This is a genomic window from Peptoniphilus harei, from assembly GCF_900454685.1.
In the GTDB taxonomy this organism is placed as follows: Bacteria; Bacillota; Clostridia; order Tissierellales; family Peptoniphilaceae; genus Peptoniphilus_A; species Peptoniphilus_A harei.
In genome coordinates this window covers 1,254,929-1,274,873 of the sequence record NZ_UATM01000032.1, presented here as the reverse complement: position 1 = coordinate 1,274,873, position 19,945 = coordinate 1,254,929, and the positions used below count along the sequence as shown (strand labels likewise).

Genomic DNA, 19,945 nt, shown 5'->3' with positions numbered 1-19,945 from the left:
ATAAACTCTTATGATAAGATATTATTCAAAGAAGATTTGCTCTATTTCATCCTTGTTTTTTCTAGTCATAAGCTCATAAACTGCCTTGTTAGGATCGTATCCCTCGTAAAGAACCCTATAAAGAGCATCTGTTATTGGCATTTCTATATTTTTAACTGAAGCAAGTTTATATGCTGACTTAACAGTTTTCACACCCTCAACGACTTGACCAACTTCTTTACATGCTTCTTCCATAGACTTGCCTTGTCCAATTAAGATGCCTGCTCTTCTATTTCTTGAGTGCATACTAGTGCAGGTAACTATTAAATCACCAATTCCTGATAAACCGTTAATAGTATGTGGGTTTGCTCCTAATGAGATACCAAGCTTATTCATTTCATATATGCCACGAGTCATTAATGCTGCCTTAGAGTTATCTCCATAACCTAGTCCATCATTCATACCAGCCGCCAAAGCAATAATATTTTTTAGCGCACCACCCATTTCTACACCTACAAGATCAGGATTTGTATAAATTCTAAAAATTGGAGTAGAAAACTCATGTTGAATAATCTGAGCTACTTCAAGATTCTCAGAAGATGCAACGACTGTTGTTGGTATATCCTTTCCAACTTCTTCTGCATGGGAAGGCCCTGATAATGCCACAAAGGGATTGTCTTTTAATATTTCGGATGAGATTTCTGAAATTCTATCTAAAGTCTCTACTTCTATTCCCTTTGAAAGGTTAACAATTATAGTTTCCTTCGAAATCTTACCTTCAATTTGTTTTAGAATATCTCTTATACTTGATGTTGGCACAGCAATTACAAAGACATCTATGTCACTTAGAACACTTTCCAAATCATTGGTTAAATTAATATCCCTTTCAAATTTTGCTCCAGGAAGATATTTTGTATTTTCTCTATTTTTTCTAATGTCTTCAATTACTTCCTTGTTCCTAATATAGAAGTTTAAGTCATGACCTTTATTTGCTAGTAATCTTGCTATTGCAGTACCCCAGCTTCCGCCACCACAAAGAGTTATCTTCATTTCCTTCCTCCTATTTTATTCTCATTTCCTGCAATTATTCTTTTAATATTGTCCTTATGTCTAATAATTCCTATTAATGCAATAATGTCTATAATTAAAATATTAGACATCGCAAGGTTTGACATAAAAGAGTAGACAATAATAATTGAGACGAAAAATAATATTGAACCAACTGAAACCATTTTTGTTAAAACAGTTCCCAAAACCCAAACAACATAACAGATTAGGGTTAATGGAAAGTTAAATAGGGCCAAGGCTCCTAAAGTTGTCGCAACACCTTTACCTCCCTTAAACTTCATATAAAAAGGAAAATCATGACCTATTACTGCTCCTAAAATAGCTAAAGGAACAAATTCATCTCCAAAAATTCTTCTTATTATTAGAGTAACCAAGGCTCCCTTTAAAAAATCTATTAAAAAAGTTAGGACCCCTGCTTTTTTCCCTAAGACTCTCATGGCATTTGTTGTGCCAGCATTTCCTGATCCGTACTTTCTTATATCTTTATTAAGAAATAAATTGCCAATTATATAAGAACCTGAAATGGTTCCTACAAAATAAGAAATTAATAAAGTTAGGATATAATTCATCTTCTAGGTCCCTTATCTGATCTTGAGTTTGTCCTATTCTTAAGTTCTAAAATTATTGGTGTGCCATCAAAAGAATAAGTATCTCTAATTTGGTTTTCAATATATCTAAGGTATGAGAAGTGGAAAAGCTCCTTGTCATTAACTGATAATAAAAACTTTGGTGGTCTAACACTAACTTGAGATCCATAATACAGCTTTCCTCTCTTACCCTTGTCGGAAGGTGGTTGATTCATTAAAACTGCCTTATTTAAAATATCGTTTAACACACCAGTTTGGATTCTGTGATTGTAATTGTTATTTACAAGTTCAATCATATCTAAAAACTCGTCAACTCTTTGTCCAGTCTTTGCGGAAATGAAAACTATGGGAGCGTATAGGACAAAAGGTAATTCTTCTCTAATTTTTTTCTCAAAATTTCTCATTGTCTTTGTTTCTTTTTCAAGGGCATCCCACTTGTTTACAGCGATTATGATTGCCTTATTATTATCATGTGCATATCCAACAATTTTCGAATCTTGTTCAGTTACGCCTTCAAGAGCATCAATCATAAGTACACATACATTAGACCTTTCGATGGCTGTTAATGTTCTTATTACTGAGTATCTCTCTACACCTGGAGCAATTTTCTTTTTCTTCCTAAGTCCAGCTGTATCAACAAATATATATTCATTATCCTTATATTTTATAAGAGAGTCTATAGAATCTCTTGTTGTCCCTGGAATATCTGTTACTATAGACCTGTTTTCTCCTGTTAAATAATTTAATAAAGATGATTTACCAACATTTGGTTTTCCAATTAATGTAACCCTTATGTTATCATCTTCTTCAAGCTCATCAAGTGGAGCTAATCCATTACATGCTTCGTCTAAAAGATCTCCGACTCCTGTACCTTGTTCAGCACTTATTCCAATTGGATCACCTAGACCTAATTCATAAAAATCATATATATTTTCTTTTGTTATTTTTGAATCGTACTTATTTACTGCTAATACAACTTTGGTTTTTGTCTTCCTTAAAAAATTAGAGATTTCTCTATCTGTAGGATTAACTCCCTCAGCACCGTCAACAACAAAGATTACAACGTCAGATGTTTCTAAAGCTATATCAATTTGTGCTTTAATATTTGACATAAACACATCTTCATCTTTGAGGTCAAGTCCTCCTGTATCAACTAGCAAAAATTTATAGTTAAGCCAAGTTGCAGGCTGATAAATTCTATCTCTAGTAACACCTGGAGTATCTTCAGTTATTGATACCTTCCTTCCAACTATCTTATTAAATAGTGTAGATTTGCCTACATTTGGTCTGCCAATTATTGAAATTATGGGCATTTCCATATAATCACCCCTATCTTAATTATTATATCAAAGGAGAATATTTTATTCAATTTACTAATTTCATTGAGAATAAAAAAACTCCATAGTATAATTAGCTTGGTGATGAAATGGCTAAGGTTTTAAATAATATAAAGGACGCTAAGGATTTAATGAACTTGTCACTGTATACTGGAGCTCTTTTAATTCAAAACGGCGCCGAATCTTATAGGGCCGAAGATACAATTGAAAGAATTTGTAAGTCAGTGTCAAACATTTCTAATGTATCAGCCTACGCCCTTCCCTCCGCAATTTTTATTTCTATGGAGTTCGAAGGGGAAACACTTAGTAACTTTAGAAAAATAACAATTTCCGATACAAATTTATATAAAATTGACAGAGTGAATTCTTTCTCAAGGGAATTTGTTTCTCGTGATTTGTCTATAAAGGAAGCCTATGATAGACTCTTCGAAATTGATGGGACAGAAGAAAATCCTAAAAAAATTTATTTAGGTGGTGGCATTGCTGCGTCTTTTTTCTCAGTTTTATTTGGAGGAGATGTTAAAGACTTTGCTGCCAGCTTCTTTATCGGGATACTTATTCCAATAGTTTTAGATAAACTATCTTATTTAAAACTTTCTTTCTTTATAAACAATATTATTTGTGCCTTTGTAACATCAATACTTGCAATTATATGCGTACACTTTGGACTTGGCTCAAATATAGATATGATAATCATTGGTGTTATAATGCTTTTAGTGCCAGGTGTTGCTATAACAAACTCTGTTAGGGATATTATGAGTGGAGAATTTATTACAGGCGCAATAACAATGATAAAGGCCTTCTTTATCGCTCTTGCAATTGCTTTTGGAGTTGGTGTTGGTCTTAAGATAATGAGGTATATATTATGATAAAAAAAAGTATTGTACAATTCTTCTTATCAACACTTGCAACATATGGCTTTACAATTTATTTTAAGCTCCCGAAGAGAGTTAGAATAATAACCTCAGCCCTATCAGGGTTTATTTGGGTGGTTTATGAACTTTTATTTGATTTTAGCAATAATTACATGGTTTCCTATTTATTATCTTCTTTTTTAATAGGAGTTTGTTCCGAATCTTTTGCAGTTTACTTTAAAAAACCTGCAACAGTATTTACCCTTCCTTGCCTTGTACCCTTAGTACCAGGAGCCGGCATGTACTACATTATGTATTATTTCATAGAATCAAACTATGTAGTTATGAGAGAACAGGTTATAAAGACTACTTTAACAACCTCTGCCCTCGCGCTTGGAATTGTCTTGTCTCAGGGTATTGTGAGAATAATTAGAGAATTATTTAGAAATTATAAAAATAATAGAGTAAATAATAATTTAAGTCATGAGTAAATTATATTAAAAGACCCTAGGCTATTAACCTAGGGTCTAATTTTTTATATTTATCTAAAAAGTCTTTTTTATCTTTCATTTAACTTTTTAACTAACATTTCATTTGCAATTTTTGGATTAGCTTTTCCTCTTGATTTCTTCATAACTTGTCCAACTAAGAATCCAAGAGCCCTATCCTTACCTTCTTTAAAGTCAATAATCGATTGTTCATTTTCATCTAGGACTTCATCTACAATTTTTTCTATAGCAGAATAATCTGACATTTGTACAAGACCTAGTCTTTCAATTATTTCCTTTGCTCCATCTCCAGTTTCAAACATTTCTCTTAAAACTTTTTTACCTGCATTATTACTAATTTTTTCACTTTTTATAGAATTTAGAAGCTCAATAAATTCTTTGTTTTCAAATGGTAGTTTAAATTCTTCATTATCTGAGATTTCAACTCTTCTTAAAATTTCAGTTTGAATCCAATTTGATAGAAGAGTATAGTCTTTAAAATCTTTTGCGAGTTCTTCAAAGAATTTGGCAAGTTCTCTTGAAGAAGTTAGTACTTGTGCATCTTCAACTGTAATACCATAAACTTCAACAAACCTTTCAACCATTTGCTCTGGTAGTTCTGGCATATTGTCAACTACTTCTTTTATTTCTTCATCTGTAATATGAACTATCGGAAGGTCTCCTTCTGGAGCAAACCTATAATCATTGGCAGTATACTTAACTCTCATTAGGACAGTTTCATTTTTCGCGTCGTCCCATCTTCTTGTTGTCTTGATTTCATCTTCATGATTTTCAAGAAGCTTAATGTGTCTTTCTACTTCAAAATCAATGGCCTTTTCAACACCTCTAAAGGAGTTAAGATTTTTAACTTCTGTAATAGCAGTTTTTTCTCCTGTTTCCATGTCCTTTACATTTACGTTAACGTCACATCTTAGTGATCCTTCTTCCATCTTACAGTCAGAAATATCTAAGAACCTAAGTGTTGATTTTAATTTTTCAAGAAACTCACGTGCTTCCTTACCACTAGAAATATCCGGTTTACTTACTATTTCAATTAGAGGTACTCCACACCTATTGTAGTCCATAAGTGTTTCATTATCTTCTGTATGAAGGCTTTTTGCTGTATCTTCTTCCATTTGAATTTGGAAAAGTCCAATTTTTTTCTTTCCTTCATCTGTATCAATTTCAAGATAACCATCAGTACAAATAGGTTTATCATTTTGTGTGATTTGGAAACCCTTTGTTAAGTCAGGATAAAAATAATTCTTCCTGTCAAATTTAGATTTATTATTAATAGTACAATTAAAAGCAGTTCCAGCCATAATAGTATAGTTAACAACATTTCTATTTAAAACTGGCATTCCACCAGGAAGTGCCAAACATACTGGACACACATTGGTGTTCGGTTCATCCCCAAAGGAGTTTTTACATGAACAAAAAGCTTTTGTCTCAGTGGAAAGTTCAACGTGAATTTCCAATCCTACAATTGTTTTATATCTCATTTGTTTAAACTCCTTTCAAATGCTAATGATGCTTGAATAAGGTCCTTATCCTTAAATCTTTTACCTGTAAATTCTATTCCTACAGAAAGTCCATCTAGGCCTGCTGGCATTGGTAGTGAAATTGAAGGAGAACCTACCATGTTAGCTGGTATAGTGAATAAATCTGCTTGATAAGCTTCAACTGGACTCATATTGTCATCAATTTTAAAAGGCAGTGTTGGGAAAGTTGGACATACCATAAAGTCATAATCCTTAAACATTCTGTCCATATCTCTTTTAATTAATCCTCTTACTTTTAGAGCCTTATAATAATACTCATCTGCATTATCCATTGATAAAATATGTGTACCAATCATAATTCTTCTCTTAACTTCATCACCGAAACCTTCACTTCTTGAAGCACGGTACATTTCTTCTATATTTTCAAAATTCTTATCTGTTCTATGTCCATATCTTATGGAATCAAAGCGGGCCATATTTGACGCAATTTCACCATTAACTAAGATGTTATAAGTTTCAATTGTATGGTTTAACGAGTCGATATCATATTCATCAACTTCAGCACCATTGTCTCTTAAAATTTTTATTGCCTTTTCAAATTCACTTCCAACTCTTTCATTTAAATCCATATCTAAACAAATCTTTGGAATAGCAAATTTTTTGCCCTCTAAGTTTTTAATTGCATCATCAGAAAAATCAAATTCAAAATTTAAGCCAGGGTTTCCAACAGAAGTTGCATCTCTTTCGTCTTTACCTTCTATTAAGTTAAACATCATTGCAAGGTCTCTAACATCATTTGCAATTACACCTGGTTGATCAAAAGTGTTTGCCATTGATGACATACCAAACCTAGAAATAGAACCGTAAGTAGGTTTCATTCCCACTGTCTTACAGAAACTAGACGGTTGTCTAACTGAACCTCCTGTATCTGATCCAATAGAAATAGCAGCCATATTTGCACTTACAGATGCAGCTGAACCACCTGAAGAACCACCAGATACTCTTGTAGTATCAAGTGGGTTTTTTGTCACTCCAAAATAGGAAGTTCTTGTTGATGCTCCCATGGCAAATTCATCTAAGTTAACCTTACCTAGAATTACACCATCATTATCTTTAATTTTTTTAACTAATGTTGCATCATAAGGAGCGATATAATTTTCAAGCATCCTTGATCCACAAGTCATTTTTATATTTTTTACAGAAATATTGTCCTTAATTGAAATTGGAACACCTGCAAGTTGAGACATTTCTTCTCTGTTGTGGAATTTTTCATCTACTTCTCTTGCCTTCTTTAGAGCCTCTTCTTCTGTCACTGTGATGTAGGCATTTATTTCTTTATTTTTTTCCTTAATGCTCTCTAAAAATTCTTTTGTAACTTCTTCACAGGAAAAATCCCTATTTCTATATCCTTGGGCTATCTCCCAGGCCTTTAACTTACTAAAAGTCATGAGTCCCTCCTATTCTACAAACTTTATTAGTTTAAAATAACCGTATTTTTTAGTAGCGGCATTTTCTAGTGCCTCTTCTTGAGAAAGAGACTCTCCAGTTTTATCTTCACGAATATTGTTTTCTGTTCCATTGACTTGGAATACTTCTTCAACACCCTCAGTATCAACTTCTTTTATCTTATTTACTAGTTCAATAATTTCATCAAAATTTGGTGCAAATTTTTCTAGTTCTTCGTCAGAAAAATCGATTTGAGCAATATTTGCTATATGCCTTATGTCTTCCTTATTCATTTAAACCTCCTACTAAATTATCAAGTTCTTCTAAACTTAAAATTTCTATTTTTAAATCTCTCGCCTTATCATACTTAGAGCCTGGATTTTCTCCAACTACAAGGTAGTCAGTATTTTTACTTACAGAACCTGTCACTTTAGCTCCAAGGGATATTAGTTTTTCTTCAAGGTCTTTTCTCGGAATTTCAAGAGTACCTGTTAAGACGAAAGTTTTTTTATCAAGGGGCTTAGGCCCACTACTATCATCTTCATAAAGTGGATTAATCCCCAAATCAAATAATTCATTAACTGAGTTAACAATTCTTTCATCGTGGAAAAACTCCACTATTTCTTTAGCCGTTATACTTCCAATATCTCCAATAGAAATAAGCTCATCTTCCTTAGAATTTCTTAATTTGTCAAAGGACTTAAAGTAATCAGCTAAGTCTCTGGCAGTTTTTATCCCAACATTAGGTATACCAAGAGCATAAATGAAGTTTGACAATTGAGGATTCTTTGAATTTTCAATTGCAGTTAAAAGATTATTTGTCCTCTTTTCTTTAAAACCTTCTATTTTAATTATATCTTCATATCTTAGCTTGTAAACATCGGGAATCTCTTTTAAACCTACAGTTCCCATTAACTTTTCTATTGTCTTTTCACTAAAGCCTTCTATATCCATTGCATCTCTAGATGCAAAATGAGTGAACCTTGATACCAGTTGGGGAACACATGATAGTGTATTAGGACAAAATATATGGACACCATCTTGATATAAGTGTGAACCGCAATATGGACAAGTTTTAGGTTTTTCTATTTCATGAGTTTCATTATCACTTGGAAGGGTACCAAGAATTTCTGGAATAACATCGTTAGACCTTCTAATTAAAACTCTTGAACCAATCCTAACTTTTTTCCTAAGTATATCGTCATAATTATTTAGAGTAGCCCTTTGTACTGTGACGCCACCAATACCTACTGGCTCAAGTATAGCAGAAGGTGTTACCTTTGCAGTACGTCCAACATTCCAGACTACATCAAGTAGAGTTGTCGATATTTCCTCTGCCTCAAACTTATATGCAATTGCCCAACGAGGAAACTTATTTGTATACCCTAAAGCTCTTCTAGTTTCTATATCATTAACTTTTATCGTTACACCATCGATTAAGATATCTAATTTATTCCTATTTTCACCTATTTCCTGAATCTTTTTTATTATTTCAGAAAATTTCTTGAGTTTATAATTGTATTTTGAGACATTAAAATTGTTTTCTTTTAAGAATTTTTTCATCTCATCATCTGATTTAAAGATATCTTCTTCAATATAACCAACATTATAAAAATAAGCTGTTAAGTTTCTTTTCTTAGTAACTTTAGGGTCAAGATTTCTCAATGCTCCAGCAGCTGCATTTCTTGCGTTTTTTAATTTTTCTTCATTTTCTTGGTTATACTTTTCAAGTTCAGATAGGGGCATTAATCCCTCTCCTTGAACTTCAATTTTACCTGGATAAGAAATCCTCAAAGGAACTGAATAGATAGTCTTAACTTGCTCCAAAATCTCTTCTCCAACTATTCCATTCCCCCTAGTTGAAGCCATTATAAGGTTTTGATTCTCATAAGTTAAGTTAATAGTAAGTCCATCAAATTTAAGTTCAACTATAAATTCTGGTTCTGGTAATTTATTAATATTGTTTTCATTATAATTATTTACAAATTTTTCTATCCTACTATACCAAGCAAGAAGGGCATCATCTCCCTGGGCCTTATCCATTGAATAAAGTTTTCCAAGATGAGTGTGCTTTTCAAACTTACTTAGGACAGCTCCTCCTACTCTTGTTGTGGGAGAATATGACAAGACTGTACCACTTTCATTTTCAAGATTAACTAACCTATCATATAGTTTGTCGTACTCAGCATCGGATAAAAGTGGATCATCAAGAGTATAGTAATGGTAGTTTAATTTATCAATTTCTTTTATTAAATCTTCCATTTCTTTTATTTTATTATTCATTGGTCACCAACTAATCTATTAATTTAATAGGAGCAACTGAAAGCATAAGCCTCTTTAAACCCTTTTTGTCAAAGGAAATAACAACTTCGTAGTCTCCATTTTTTTCTTTCTTTTGCACTACCATGCCCTTGCCAAATAATTTGTGCTTTACCTTATCTCCAACATTGATATTTTTATCCATGGACTTAGGAACAGCCTTCTTTGTTTCAGTTTTCTTTTCCATTCCAAAGAATTTATTTTTTCTATTAACTGAAGACTTATTTCCTTCATTATAATCACGAACTTCTAGTAATTCTCTAGACTTATCTTCAATAATTTCTATCTTGTCGCCCATTTCACCGATAAATCTACTTCTTTTTGCTGGAGTCAACTTTCCATACATAGACCTAGTTCGAGAAGATGAGATAAATAGATTGTTGCAAGCTCTTGTAACTCCTACATAACAAAGTCTTCTTTCTTCCTCAACTTCCTCTTCACTTTCCATAGACCTGCTACTTGGGAAAAGACCTTCCTCTAGGCCGACTAAGAATACCGTAGAAAATTCAAGCCCTTTAGCTGCATGCATAGTCATAAGATTTACTCCACTATCTTCAGATGTTTTATCAACATCTGAAAGTAGAGATAGGGTATTTAAGTATTCGGCAAGTTCAACGCCTTCCCTGTCATATTCCATTATATTGGAATGTAGTTCTTCAATATTTTCGAGCCTAGTCTTAGCTTCAATTGTATTTTGATTTTTTAAATCTTCTACATAACCACTTTCATAGAGAACTTCTTCAAATAGCTTACCTATTGAAAGTTTATCTGCCCTATCCTTTAAAATCTTTAAGATATTGCCAAATTCCCTTACATTTTTTCTTGATCTAATATTTAAATCTTCAAACTTATCAATATTAGTAACCACATTGTAAAGGGACAGACCATTGTTATCAGCATAGTCTAACAAATCAGATAGAGTTGTATCTCCTATCCCTCTCTTCGGCCTATTTATAATTCTAGCTAAGCTTACATTGTCATCAGTGTTATTTAAAATTCTTAGGTAAGCTAAAACATCCTTGACTTCCATTCTATCGTAGAATTTTAAGCCACCGACAATCTTATAAGGTATCCTTTCTCTGACTAGGGCCTCTTCAAATCCTCTTGACTGAGCGTTGGTTCTATATAAAATAGCCATGTCTTTAAACTCTTCACCCTTGTAGTGAAGTCCAATTATCTTATTTATTACACCATATTCTTCTTCATTTGAATGAGGAAATTCTCTATATACAACATCTTTACCTTCATTCCTTGAAGTCCAAAGGTTTTTATCAATCCTAGATGAGTTGTTTTCTATTACCTTATTAGCTACTTCAAGAATTTTTTGAGTTGATCGATAATTTTGCTCTAGTTTTACAATTTTTGCACCAGGAAAATCTTTGTGGAAATTTAAAATATTATTTATATCAGCTCCACGCCACTTATAAATAGATTGGTCGTTATCCCCAACAACTGTTAAGTTTGGATCCTTTCCCGCAACTAATTTTATAAACTCATATTGAATTTTATTTGTATCTTGATACTCATCCACAAATATATACTGGAATTTATCTATATAAAACTCTCTAACTTCTTCATAATCTCTTAAGATATCAACTGTTTTTATTAAAAGGTCATCAAAGTCTAAAGCATTATTATTTATTAGTTTTTTTTCATAAATCTCATAAACTTTCCCAAGATTTTCTTTAAAAAAGTTACTTTTATTTAAATCCATATAATCTTTAGGACTAAGGCCTTCACTCTTTATATTAGAAATATCATTTACAAGAGACCTCGGTTTATAAATATCCCTATCAAGTCCAAGTTCAGCAACAGCTTCTTTTACAACAGTAATTTGGTCGTCCCTGTCGTAAATAGTAAAGCTTGAGCTGTAACCTATCTTATCAATGTTTTTTCTAAGTATCCTAACGCAAATTGAGTGAAAAGTTCCAATCCACATTGAGGAGATGTCTTCATCAATTAAATTTGCAACTCTCTCTCTCATCTCATTGGCAGCCTTATTTGTAAAGGTAATAGCCAAAATCCTCCATGATGGAACTTGTAATTCTTCAATTAAATATGCAATTTTAGAAGTAACTACTTTGGTTTTGCCACTTCCAGCTCCTGCTAAAATAAGTAGAGGACCTTCTGTTGCTAAAAGAGCTTCTTTCTGTTTATCATTTAGTGTATTTATATCCATGACTTCTCCTTACTGCTAATTATTATATGTTTTTTTACCCATGTTTTCAACTTTTTAGGATATCTCTAATGACATGAGAGGCCAATACCATTCCACAAACTGGAGGAACAAAAGAGATTGATCCAGGTGTTCTGTCACCAGTTTTAATTGGGAGTTCAGTAGAACAAACAACTTTTAATTTTTTTATTCTCATTTCCTTTAGCTTCTTCCTCATAATTTTTGCAACAGGATCATTTTGAGTCTTTTCAATATTCATCACTTGAAACTTAGTTGGGTCAAGTCTATTCCCCGCGCCCATAGCAGAAATTATTTTTATATTTTTGTCGTAAGCTTCCTTAATAATTAAGAGTTTAGAAGTAATAGTGTCAATGGCATCAACTATATAGTCATAATTTTCAAAATCTATTTCATTAATATTTTCATCGTTAATAAATAAATCATATTTTTTTATCTTTAAGTCTGGATTAATATCAAGAAGCCTTTCTTCACATGCATCGACCTTTCTCATGCCAAGAGTCTTCACTGTTGCAAAAATCTGTCTATTTACATTTGTAATTTCATACTCATCTCCATCGACAAGGCCAACTTTTCCAATTCCAGCTCTTACTAGAGATTCGACACAAGCTCCGCCAACTCCGCCAAGCCCAAATACTAAAATAGATTTATTTTTTAATTTATCAAGATCCTCTTTGGGAATCATTCTTTCAGTTCTACTTAAAAATTCCACTTTTCCTCCAATTTGAAAGGGCCGTCATATGAACAGCCCTTTAATATTATTTTAATTTTATGTTTGTTAGACTATTTTCGCCAAGAATTCCACTACCCTCGACAATGTCATTTATATTATGTTTTCTAAAAGTGTTTACAGTTACAACTTGACCAGGACCAAAGCTTCCTGAATCAGATTCAGTAATTTTTATTCTGATAAAGCTAACATTTTTACTGTCTATGATTTCAATAACTTGACCTTTAAAATTAATAGGAGTATTGGCTTCTGCCATTCCTAAATCAAGATCACTATCTTTAGATTCATTATTAGATTCATGGTTTACTAGGATAGATTCACTGTTATCATAAAGGTCATTGTTAGAAGAATTGTTCTCTTTATCAATCTTATTATCTAAGTTGATTTCTTCATGATTGACTAATAAATCTTCAGCCTTAACATCTTTTTCTTTTGTTATTTTATCCATATTATTGTTAACATATTCAAGAGATTTTGAAGTTAATACTGCAATTTCACTTCTTCTAATGGCAAAACTACCATTAAATTTACCTTCAGATCCTGTACTTGTAAAAATATTAGAATTAACAAGACTTGGAAGATATTCAAGTGTAAGAGGATGAATTTTCTTCATGTCCTTATACTTTAAGTTACTTGTATCAGAAGACTTATCAACGTTTAAAGCCCTAGCAAAATAAACAGCAATTGTATTCCTGTTAGGGTAAACTTTGTTTTCTAAAAATCCTCTTTCACGAGCACTTGTTAAAGTTTTTTCTGTAATAGTGCCATGGTATAAGTTAAAACAAATTGCATCTCTCGCCCAGTCAATTACACCATTTGCATTTACAGTTTCCATATAAGTTTCTCTTGCTAAATTCATGTCTTCTTCACTAGGATTTAGAAGAGTTTTTAAAATTTGCATGGTTTCTAAGAAACTCACAGGATTATTCGGCCTAAAGCTTCCATCTTCATATCCATTTATAATATTTTGGTTAGATAGTTCTTCAACATATTTATATGCCCATTCCGTCTTTCCACTATTTTTTACATCTGTAAAAGATTTAGCGAAAATATTTCCTGGTGCTAATAATACACAAAGGACTAAATTTATAGCTATAATTTTCTTTTTCATATTATCACTCCGTCATAAATTATAGCATAAAGCAAGAAATTTAAAAAATAATTAAGTATAAAATTCAACAAAAAAAGAAGCCTCAAAAGGCTCCTTCTAATTCAAAATTTACTTGTAAGTGAAAACATCACTATTTCTAGATGAACTATCAGTATTTCTAGAAGAGTTTCTTTCTAATTGCTTGAATGTATAGAAATTTCTTCTTTCTCGTATACTATTGACTTGATCTAACTCATAGTAACCTGTGTTTCCTACAACTTCCTCTATATTTAGTTGTTGTATATTAGATCTTTCGTCAAGATATCCATTAGCTAGAAATACATCGTTTAAAAGAACATTACCCTCCAATGAAAGGTTAATTGTTTCACCTGGTTTAATCCTATTGTTATCTGATTGAATAACTTTTAAAGTAACAGCATAAGTGTTAAATTGATTTGATGTTTTATTAGCTCTTAGAACTTGGAACATTGTATTAAACTGTAAATCTTTATTTACAATGTTAATTTCTTCAACTTTTCCATTGTCGTTAAGTTTTAAGTTAACAGTCTTACCTCTTAAGAAATCTTCTGTTACAGAGTTGACTCTAATACCGCCTTCTCTAATTATTGGATCTTTTACTAATGAATAAGTTTTATATCCACCACTGTTAAGTTCCAATTCAATATAAGGGTCAGATGATTTTCTATAATAATCAAAAGTAGTTTCATATAACGAAACATTTCTTACTCTTCCCATTGCTAATCCATTATTTTGATTGTCAGATTTTCCAATTAGAACTTTATACTTAACATAGAAAGTAACATTATCGTTTAAAGATACATCATTTAATCTATTTGTTTCATTTGTAATATAGAACTCATATGTTTTTCCATCGCTTAATTTTAATTTAATTGATGCTTTATCCTTGTTAGTGTTTTCCATAGAAACTATTTGACCTTTTACATAAGCTTCCTTAGGGAAAACTGTGATTTCAGTTATCTTATTATCGGCATTAGTCTTAAATTCAACTAAGTCATCTACAGCGATATCTTCAAGTTTTAAATCTTTGCCATAAGCTTTGATTTTAACATTTTTGTCTAAATCAAAAGTCTTTGTATCAGATGTTGAAATTTTTGAAGTTGTTCTAAAGTTAAGTGAATCTGAGTTGTCTCTATATCTAAGTGTTATTTGATTATTTCCCTTAGAATTTACATAACCAACCATGTCAAGCATTGCATTTGTAACTGTAATAGTTTTTGCTGTACCTTCTCTTTCACCAGTTTTTGCCTTAGTATACTCTATTTCAACTTCTTGACCAGCTTTTATGTCTTCAAGTTTGATATCTTTATCTTTTAGCTTGTATTTTGTGTTGTTATCGAGGTCAAAGGAGTACTTAGTGCCCTTGTTTTCAATGATAACTACATTTACTTTATTTAGTTTAGATGAAAGCACAACTGTACCCTTCATCTTTTCTGTTTTTGCTTCAATTTTATTTTTTTCTGCATAGTCAAAAGATGCTTTTGTTATTATCGCAGTTTCAGCACGAGTAATTGGTCTGTCACCTTCAAAGTTTCCATCAGAACCTGTTGCAGTAAAAATCTTTGCTTCTACAAGAGAAGATAAGTAACCCTTAAGAGTGTCGCTTAATTTGTCCTTGTCGTTATGTTTTAAAAGATTTGTGTTTCCATTTGGACTTAATTGTAAAGCTCTTGCAAAGAAGATTGCAATATCTCCCCTGCTTGGGTATTCTCTTTGGCTAATCTTAAAGAAACCTCTTTCATTTGCTTTCTTTAAAGAGTTTTCGTCAAGATAACCTCTGTCAAGAGCAAGGCATACAGCTTCTTCTGCCCATTTATTTACTCCATTATCTTTAGCCATCTTAGAATATTTTGTTGTGGCATTTTTAATCTCTTCATCACTTGGTCTTAACACTTGTTTTATAAGTTGTAAAAGTTCTTCAAGTGAAACTGATTCTCCTGGTTTAAATTCACCATCAGGGTGTCCACTAATTACATTTTTATCACTTAATATATCGATCGCATCGTAAGCCCAAGAGTATTTATTATTTTTCTTCTTTACATCCTTGAACTCTTTAGCAAAAGTTGCACTTGGTGCTAGCATTAAAGCAGCAAGTCCAAGAGCAGCTGCTCTTTTTAAATTATTGGATTTCATAATAAAACCTCCATTTATTTCTTTAATTACATCTTTTTAATATTATAACACATTTTAACTTTTATAAAGTTCTCTTTTTATTAAAAATTTATTAAATCATCATTCAAAAGTTATAAATAGACTATTCAATGAATAATTTAAAGCATTATTTGGTATAATTAATTTAAGTGATACATACAATAATGTAAAAAAATTTTAAAGGAGTGATACCATGCGTTACTTGCCAGTGAGTCTTGATACTCTTGACAAAAAAATCCTAATTTTAGGAGGAGGTTATCTCGCTTACTCTGCTCTAAAATCTGTTATTGATTCTGAAGCAGAAATTTATATGATTGGAGATTCTTTCATAAAAAATATTGTAAATATTGCCGAAAATTCCAATGAAAAAATCAAATTAAAGGAACACCAAGTTGATAAGGACTTTATGTTCATGGGTTACGACTATGTTTTAATAGCTACTGAAGACTTTGAAATAAATGAAGCCTTGGAAAAAAGAGCTCTCTCAAGAAAAATGATATATCAAAGATTTGATATTCTTTCTAAGTCTTTAATCTCTATTAATAAATCTATTGAAAGGGGACCGTTGACCTTCTCCTTAAATAGTTCTAGGATTAACCCGACTGTTACTGATATAATTTTTGAAGATTTAGAAAGTTTTACTGAAAAATATAGTTTAGAAAAAATTAATATTCTGAATGAAATTAGATCAGAATTAGTTCGTAAAAATTCACAAAATATTGATGAAATAATTAGAAGACTTTATGAAAGTGAAACAATTAATCTTTCAACTTTCTTAGAAGAAATGCCTGATTACAAGATTGAAGATTTAAAATCTTCTGAAAATCTTATTAATTCTATAGAAAATGGTGAAAAAATCACGACAGAAAAAGAATCTACTATGGAAGATGATCAAATCATTAAAAAAAATCTAGATGATGCAAAAAATATATCTAGAGACAAGGATCTTAATAAGACTAAATTAAATTTAGATTCTTTTCATGATTTAGATAAGTTCAATAAGTAATAATTATTAAGAAAGGAAGTATAATATGATTGGTTATGTTGGAAGTATGCCTGGTAAAGTTTTTAAAGAAAAGGAATTTACTCTTGTAAAAAAAGTTTTAGCTTCTGGAGAAATTATAGAAAATCACAATCATCCTGGTTTTACTGTTTTAGTAACTATTGTTAAAGGTGAAATAAAAGTGCTTTTAAATGATGAAGAAGATAGAGATTTTGAACCAGGTAAAGTTCTAAAGTTCGATGGTGAAAATTTTATTTCTATTGAAGCTATTAAGGATAGCGAATTTTTTGTTACTCTAATAAAAAAGAATGAGTGATTTGAAAATTAATATATCAAAGGAAGCCTTGGCTTATCTTAAAGAAAAAAAAGAAAGAATAATTACTATCGATAAAATTACAAGTAAATCTTGTTGTGGCAGTGGACTACCCTCTTCTGATGTATATATAGGTCCTTCTAAGAGACGCAATATAAATTATTCTATTTTAAAAGAAAATAATATTGAAGTATTTATTGATAAAGAGCTTATTTTCGTTGATGATATTTGTAATATAGATATTGTTAAGTTTCCCTTTACTAAGGATCTTGTAGCAAATTTTTTGGACTATAAAAGACTAATTTAATAAGCATTAATGCAAAAAAACCTCATGAAATTAAATCATGAGGTTTTCTTTTATAAGAAATATTTTATTTACATTTGTCTAAGTTTTTTAAGAATTATTTTTTGTTCAACACTTGCAACAAGTCTTCTTGTGTAATCAACTGTGTCTGGGTTAACTGACATAGATGTAATTCCACATTCAACAAGGAACTCTGCAAGTTCTGGGTATTGGCTTGGGCCTTGACCACAAATTGAACAAGTGATTCCCTTCTTGTTTGCTGCATCGATTATTGTCTTAAGGGCAATTTTAACTGCATCGTTTCTTTCGTCAAAGTATCCCATGTTATTAAGGATTCCTGAGTCCCTATCAGCTCCCATAACAAGTTGAGTCAAGTCGTTAGATCCAATTGAGAATCCATCAACTAGTTCTGCAAATTCTTCTGCTTGAAGAACAACTGCTGGAACTTCTGCCATAATCCAAATCTTAAAGTTTTTAGATTGAACTAGGCCTTCTTCAGCCATTATTCCCTTAACAACCTTAAGTTCTTCTGGCGTTCTAACAAATGGAAGCATCACTATTACGTTAGTAAGTCCATATTCTTCTCTAACTTTTTTGATTGCTTGACATTCTAGTCTAAAGCCCTTTTCATATTCAGGAGAAATATATCTTGAAACACCTCTCCAACCAATCATTGGGTTAGCTTCAATTGGTTCTACTTCATCTCCACCCTTTAGACCTCTGAATTCATTTGTTCTAAAGTCACTTGTTCTAACAACAAGGTTCTTTGGATAAATTGCTTGAGCAACCTTTGAAATACCTTCAGCGAGTTTATCTACCATAAGGTCTCCTTGACCAGTTTTAACAAGATACATTGGGTGAGCACCAATCATATTAGTGAAGATAAATTCTGTTCTCATAAGACCAATACCATCCATTGGTAAGTTCTTATATTTTTCAATTAGTTCTGGTTCGCCAAGATTCATATAAATCTTAGTAGCAGTTGTTGGTGCAAACATATTTCTAAGTTCATCAATATTTCCAAGGCTAGTTCCAGAAGATTGAGTTTCAGTTTTCTTTTCTTCTTTTTCTTTTAAAACTTCGCCTTCATAAACAATTCCTCTTACTGCGTCTACTGTAACAGTATCTCCAGTCTTTAGAGATTTTGTAGCATTTTTAGCTCCAACTATACATGGGATTTGTAATTCTCTTGATACTATAGCTGCGTGACAAGTTCTTCCACCTTCGTCAGTTACAACACCAGCACACTTTCTCATAGCAGGTACCATGTCAGGGTTTGTCATAGCAGTTACAAGAACGTCTCCCTCTTCAACAAGGTTAATTTCAGAAATATCTTTAATAAGTTTTACCTTACCTCTTCCAATTCCTGGAGAAGCTGGTAGACCCTTACAAAGAGTTACTAATTTTTCTTCTTTTTCTTCTGCAAGAGTTGTAATTGGTCTTGATTGTAAGAAGTAAAATTCTTTTGTGTCTGTATCAAAGCCCCATTCAGTATCTTGCACTGAACCATAAAGTTTTTCTACCTTAAGTCCTCTTTCAATAAGAGTGTCAAGTTCTTCTGGTGAAAGAGCTTCTGCCTTTATAGCATCTTCTCCTAGAACATCTTTTACATTTACAGTTCTAGTTCCAACACCATTTTCATTTTTTATAACCATGTATTCTTTTTCAGAAATACTTTTTTCAATAGCTTTTTTAGTTTTTTTGTCAATTATATATTCATCTGGAGTAACAATACCAGATACAACAGCTTCACCAAGTCCGTAAGATGCGTTAATCATCATTTCATCTTTAGAGTTATTAATAGGGTTTGCTGTAAACATAACTCCTGATTTTTCAGAGTTAACCATTTTTTGAATTACAACAGAAAGAGCTACGTCGAAGTGATCATAATTTTGTTTTTCTCTGTAATAGATTGCTCTAGAAGTCCAAAGTGATGCAAAACAATCTCTAATGTGGTTAAGTAGTTCTTCTTCACCACTAATGTGTAAGTAAGTATCTTGTTGTCCTGCAAAGGATGCATCTGGAAGGTCTTCTGCAGTAGCAGATGATCTAACTGCAACTTCTGGATTTTTTACTCCAATGTCTTCAGAAAATTCTCTGTAAGCTCTTAAGATTTCTTCTTCAAGTTCTGGATCAAAGTCTTTTTCCTTAATTTTATTTTGGATTTCCTTTGATGCATTTGTAAGATCGTCAACATTCTCAACGTCAACAGCTTCCATTAAAAGTTTAACAACTTCATCAAGTTCTGCATATTTAATAAACTTAGTGTATGCTTCTGCTGTTACACAAAATCCTGGAGGCACTGGTAGACCAAAGCTAGTTAATTCGCCAAGGTTAGCTCCCTTTCCTCCAACAAGTCCTACATCATCTTTACCAATTTCATTAAACCATTTAATATAATTATACTTAGACATAATTCCTCCTTGTTATTTCAAAAATATTATAACACATTTATTATATATGTCACACTATTTTTTTTAAGATTTTCTAAGTTCATCAATGGACATAGTTGATACATTTTCTCTAGGTATTTCTAATTTA

Annotated in this window: 17 protein-coding genes; 5 read left to right on the top strand and 12 right to left on the bottom strand. The window is 31.7% G+C overall.

Annotated features, from left to right (window positions below):
• Positions 1 to 21: 21 nt before the first annotated feature.
• Genes DRZ96_RS07525 through der form a run of 3 tightly spaced genes read right to left on the bottom strand, consistent with a single transcriptional unit; the run spans position 22 to position 2,953 of the window.
• A complete protein-coding gene (locus DRZ96_RS07525; RefSeq protein WP_112890191.1) occupies positions 22 to 1,029 on the bottom strand; it encodes an NAD(P)H-dependent glycerol-3-phosphate dehydrogenase in 1,008 nt (335 codons plus the stop codon).
• On the bottom strand, positions 1,026 to 1,616 hold the full coding sequence (gene plsY / locus DRZ96_RS07520; RefSeq protein WP_112890190.1) for a glycerol-3-phosphate 1-O-acyltransferase PlsY: 591 nt from the start codon (positions 1,614 to 1,616) through the stop codon (positions 1,026 to 1,028). Before plsY ends, DRZ96_RS07525 begins: the two co-directional genes overlap by 4 nt.
• Positions 1,613 to 2,953, bottom strand: a complete 1,341-nt coding sequence (der, locus tag DRZ96_RS07515) for a ribosome biogenesis GTPase Der (RefSeq protein ID WP_112890189.1) — start codon at positions 2,951 to 2,953, stop codon at positions 1,613 to 1,615. The genes plsY and der overlap by 4 nt, the downstream gene beginning before the upstream one ends.
• A gap of 107 nt (positions 2,954 to 3,060) precedes the next feature.
• On the opposite strand from der, the gene DRZ96_RS07510 reads away from it, so the two are divergent.
• Positions 3,061 to 3,840, top strand: a complete 780-nt coding sequence (locus DRZ96_RS07510; RefSeq protein WP_112890188.1) for a threonine/serine exporter family protein — start codon at positions 3,061 to 3,063, stop codon at positions 3,838 to 3,840.
• Positions 3,837 to 4,316 carry a threonine/serine exporter family protein gene (locus DRZ96_RS07505; protein WP_112890187.1) on the top strand — a complete coding sequence of 160 codons (480 nt, stop codon included), beginning with the start codon at positions 3,837 to 3,839 and terminating at the stop codon, positions 4,314 to 4,316. Before DRZ96_RS07510 ends, DRZ96_RS07505 begins: the two co-directional genes overlap by 4 nt.
• Before the next feature lie 68 nt (positions 4,317 to 4,384).
• Here the strand turns inward: DRZ96_RS07505 and gatB are convergent, their stop codons facing one another.
• The 8 genes from gatB to DRZ96_RS07465 all read right to left on the bottom strand — a co-directional run bounded on the left by gatB (position 4,385) and on the right by DRZ96_RS07465 (position 15,766).
• Positions 4,385 to 5,815, bottom strand: a complete 1,431-nt coding sequence (gene gatB / locus DRZ96_RS07500; protein ID WP_112890186.1) for an Asp-tRNA(Asn)/Glu-tRNA(Gln) amidotransferase subunit GatB — start codon at positions 5,813 to 5,815, stop codon at positions 4,385 to 4,387.
• A complete protein-coding gene (gene gatA / locus DRZ96_RS07495) occupies positions 5,812 to 7,263 on the bottom strand; it encodes an Asp-tRNA(Asn)/Glu-tRNA(Gln) amidotransferase subunit GatA (protein WP_112890185.1) in 1,452 nt (483 codons plus the stop codon). The genes gatB and gatA overlap by 4 nt, the downstream gene beginning before the upstream one ends.
• Positions 7,264 to 7,272: 9 nt before the next feature.
• Entirely contained in the window at positions 7,273 to 7,554 is a 282-nt protein-coding gene (gene gatC, locus DRZ96_RS07490; protein WP_070701122.1) for an Asp-tRNA(Asn)/Glu-tRNA(Gln) amidotransferase subunit GatC, read from the bottom strand.
• Positions 7,547 to 9,544, bottom strand: coding sequence for an NAD-dependent DNA ligase LigA (ligA, locus tag DRZ96_RS07485; protein WP_112890184.1), 1,998 nt, complete (start codon positions 9,542 to 9,544; stop codon positions 7,547 to 7,549). The genes gatC and ligA overlap by 8 nt, the downstream gene beginning before the upstream one ends.
• A 10-nt stretch (positions 9,545 to 9,554) precedes the next feature.
• Positions 9,555 to 11,759, bottom strand: a complete 2,205-nt coding sequence (locus tag DRZ96_RS07480; RefSeq protein ID WP_112890183.1) for an ATP-dependent helicase — start codon at positions 11,757 to 11,759, stop codon at positions 9,555 to 9,557.
• A gap of 46 nt (positions 11,760 to 11,805) precedes the next feature.
• Entirely contained in the window at positions 11,806 to 12,486 is a 681-nt protein-coding gene (locus DRZ96_RS07475; RefSeq protein ID WP_112890182.1) for a tRNA threonylcarbamoyladenosine dehydratase, read from the bottom strand.
• A 46-nt stretch (positions 12,487 to 12,532) separates the two neighbouring features.
• Positions 12,533 to 13,615 (bottom strand): S-layer homology domain-containing protein, encoded by a 1,083-nt coding sequence (locus DRZ96_RS07470; protein ID WP_112890181.1) that lies wholly within the window; start codon positions 13,613 to 13,615, stop codon positions 12,533 to 12,535.
• 108 nt (positions 13,616 to 13,723) lie between these two features.
• On the bottom strand, positions 13,724 to 15,766 hold the full coding sequence (locus DRZ96_RS07465) for an S-layer homology domain-containing protein (protein WP_112890180.1): 2,043 nt from the start codon (positions 15,764 to 15,766) through the stop codon (positions 13,724 to 13,726).
• Positions 15,767 to 15,977: 211 nt separating this feature from the next.
• On the opposite strand from DRZ96_RS07465, the gene DRZ96_RS07460 reads away from it, so the two are divergent.
• Genes DRZ96_RS07460 through DRZ96_RS07450 form a run of 3 tightly spaced genes read left to right on the top strand, consistent with a single transcriptional unit; the run spans position 15,978 to position 17,407 of the window.
• Complete coding sequence (locus tag DRZ96_RS07460; protein WP_112890179.1) at positions 15,978 to 16,790, top strand: precorrin-2 dehydrogenase/sirohydrochlorin ferrochelatase family protein; 813 nt, start codon at positions 15,978 to 15,980, stop codon at positions 16,788 to 16,790.
• 25 nt (positions 16,791 to 16,815) lie between these two features.
• The gene (locus DRZ96_RS07455; RefSeq protein ID WP_112890178.1) at positions 16,816 to 17,103 is read left to right on the top strand and encodes a cupin domain-containing protein; all 288 of its coding nucleotides are present in this window, start codon (positions 16,816 to 16,818) and stop codon (positions 17,101 to 17,103) included.
• Complete coding sequence (locus DRZ96_RS07450) at positions 17,096 to 17,407, top strand: CC/Se motif family (seleno)protein (protein WP_112890177.1); 312 nt, start codon at positions 17,096 to 17,098, stop codon at positions 17,405 to 17,407. The genes DRZ96_RS07455 and DRZ96_RS07450 overlap by 8 nt, the downstream gene beginning before the upstream one ends.
• 68 nt (positions 17,408 to 17,475) lie before the next feature.
• On the opposite strand, the gene ppsA is transcribed toward DRZ96_RS07450, so the two are convergent.
• Entirely contained in the window at positions 17,476 to 19,818 is a 2,343-nt protein-coding gene (gene ppsA, locus DRZ96_RS07445) for a phosphoenolpyruvate synthase (RefSeq protein WP_112890176.1), read from the bottom strand.
• Positions 19,819 to 19,945: the final 127 nt, after the last annotated feature.

Excerpts from the sequence above, each read along its gene's own strand:
- DRZ96_RS07460 (WP_112890179.1), top strand. The coding sequence starts at position 15,978 with ATGCGTTACTTGCCAGTGAGTCTTGATACTCTTGACAAAAAAATCCTA.
- DRZ96_RS07480 (WP_112890183.1), bottom strand. The coding sequence starts at position 11,759 with ATGGATATAAATACACTAAATGATAAACAGAAAGAAGCTCTTTTAGCA.
- der (WP_112890189.1), bottom strand. The coding sequence starts at position 2,953 with ATGGAAATGCCCATAATTTCAATAATTGGCAGACCAAATGTAGGCAAA.
- ligA (WP_112890184.1), bottom strand. The coding sequence starts at position 9,544 with ATGAATAATAAAATAAAAGAAATGGAAGATTTAATAAAAGAAATTGAT.
- DRZ96_RS07455 (WP_112890178.1), top strand. The coding sequence starts at position 16,816 with ATGATTGGTTATGTTGGAAGTATGCCTGGTAAAGTTTTTAAAGAAAAG.
- plsY (WP_112890190.1), bottom strand. The coding sequence starts at position 1,616 with ATGAATTATATCCTAACTTTATTAATTTCTTATTTTGTAGGAACCATT.
- DRZ96_RS07465 (WP_112890180.1), bottom strand. The coding sequence starts at position 15,766 with ATGAAATCCAATAATTTAAAAAGAGCAGCTGCTCTTGGACTTGCTGCT.
- gatC (WP_070701122.1), bottom strand. The coding sequence starts at position 7,554 with ATGAATAAGGAAGACATAAGGCATATAGCAAATATTGCTCAAATCGAT.
- gatA (WP_112890185.1), bottom strand. The coding sequence starts at position 7,263 with ATGACTTTTAGTAAGTTAAAGGCCTGGGAGATAGCCCAAGGATATAGA.
- DRZ96_RS07505 (WP_112890187.1), top strand. The coding sequence starts at position 3,837 with ATGATAAAAAAAAGTATTGTACAATTCTTCTTATCAACACTTGCAACA.
- DRZ96_RS07525 (WP_112890191.1), bottom strand. The coding sequence starts at position 1,029 with ATGAAGATAACTCTTTGTGGTGGCGGAAGCTGGGGTACTGCAATAGCA.
- DRZ96_RS07470 (WP_112890181.1), bottom strand. The coding sequence starts at position 13,615 with ATGAAAAAGAAAATTATAGCTATAAATTTAGTCCTTTGTGTATTATTA.
- DRZ96_RS07450 (WP_112890177.1), top strand. The coding sequence starts at position 17,096 with ATGAGTGATTTGAAAATTAATATATCAAAGGAAGCCTTGGCTTATCTT.
- ppsA (WP_112890176.1), bottom strand. The coding sequence starts at position 19,818 with ATGTCTAAGTATAATTATATTAAATGGTTTAATGAAATTGGTAAAGAT.
- gatB (WP_112890186.1), bottom strand. The coding sequence starts at position 5,815 with ATGAGATATAAAACAATTGTAGGATTGGAAATTCACGTTGAACTTTCC.
- DRZ96_RS07510 (WP_112890188.1), top strand. The coding sequence starts at position 3,061 with ATGGCTAAGGTTTTAAATAATATAAAGGACGCTAAGGATTTAATGAAC.